A 1,500-nucleotide genomic window follows, 5' to 3' on the forward strand; every position below is an offset into this window, starting at 1 on the left:
ACGAGCGAAGCGAGGCAGTAACAGAGCTTAAATCTACTGGGAAAACTGACAGGTCCGGGACCAAAATTAGATTTAAACCCGATGATACGATATTTGAAGTAACTGAGTTTAACTACGACACACTTGCTCACAGAATAAGAGAGCTTGCGTTTTTAAACAAAGGACTAGTAATTCAGATAGTAGATGAACGCACCGGTAAAGACCAGGAGTTTTACTACGAAGGCGGAATTGTTGCATTTATTGATGAGCTTAATAGAAATAAAAAGCCGCTTCATCCTGAACCCATTTACGTCTCAGGAGAGAAAGACGATATAATAGTTGAAGTTGCGCTTCAGTATAACGACAGCTACTCAGAGACAATATTCTCATACGCCAATAACATAAACAACATTGAGGGCGGCACCCATCTTACAGGCTTTAGAGGTGCTCTCACCAGAACAGTAAATAAATACGCTGAAGACAAGGGGCTTGTTAAAAACGCTAAAGTCTCACTTAGCGGTGAGGATGCAAGAGAGGGGCTTACTGCTGTTATAAGCGTAAAGCTTCCTGATCCTAAGTTCGAGGGACAGACCAAAACAAAGCTTGGAAACACAGAAGTAAAAGGGATTGTGGAAGTACTTCTAAATGAAAAATTAGGCACATTTTTTGAGGAAAACCCATCAGTTTCTAAAAAGATAATTGAAAAGGCCGTTGACGCAGCCAGAGCAAGAGAGGCCGCCAGAAAAGCAAGAGAGCTCACTAGAAGAAAGAGCGCCCTGGAATCAGGTTCACTTCCAGGAAAACTGGCCGATTGCCAAGAACGTGACCCAGAGCTCTGCGAGCTGTATCTGGTTGAGGGTGAATCCGCCGGCGGCTCAGCAAAACAGGCTAGGGCCAGATACAATCAAGCAGTGCTTCCTCTTAAAGGTAAAATTTTAAATGTTGAAAAAGCAAGGTTTGATAAGATGCTTAGCAATGAGGAGATAAGAACTCTTATCACAGTGCTCGGGACAGGGATTGGAGCCGATGATTTTGACATAAGCAAGCTCAGATATCACAAAATTATTCTAATGACAGACGCAGATGTAGATGGATCACACATAAGAACGCTGCTTCTTACGTTCTTCTACCGTCATTTCCCTGAGATCATAGAAAAGGGACATCTATACGTTGCTCAGCCCCCTCTATACAGGGTTACAAGGGGTAAATCAGAAAAATATTTAAAGGACGATTATGAGTACGAGGATCATTTCTTAGAGCTTGGTACAAATGGTATATCGCTTCAAATATCTGCTAATGGAAGCGGCGCAAAGGAGATCAAGGGCTCAAAGCTCTTAGACATAGTAAAGAAATCAATATCATATGAGAAAGCTCTTGCCCGAATAGGAAAATTTGGCAGAGATATGAGAATAGTTGATGCCTTTGCAAGCAGAGAAGGATTTAAGAAGAGTCATTTAAAAACCGAAAATGAGACGGAATTTGAGGCCCATCTTAAGGCCATAAAAGAGTGGATTGAGTCTC

1 protein-coding gene is annotated in these 1,500 nt (G+C 41.9%); it reads left to right on the forward strand.

Annotation, left to right across the window (positions count from 1 at the left end):
• Positions 1-1,500, forward strand: a 1,500-nt coding sequence (locus tag AAF462_11965) for a toprim domain-containing protein (protein MEM7009838.1), incomplete at both ends; no start/stop codon positions are given.

The sequence above is a fragment of the Thermodesulfobacteriota bacterium genome, assembly GCA_039028315.1.
Lineage (GTDB): Bacteria > Desulfobacterota_D > UBA1144 > Nemesobacterales > UBA2774 > CR02bin9.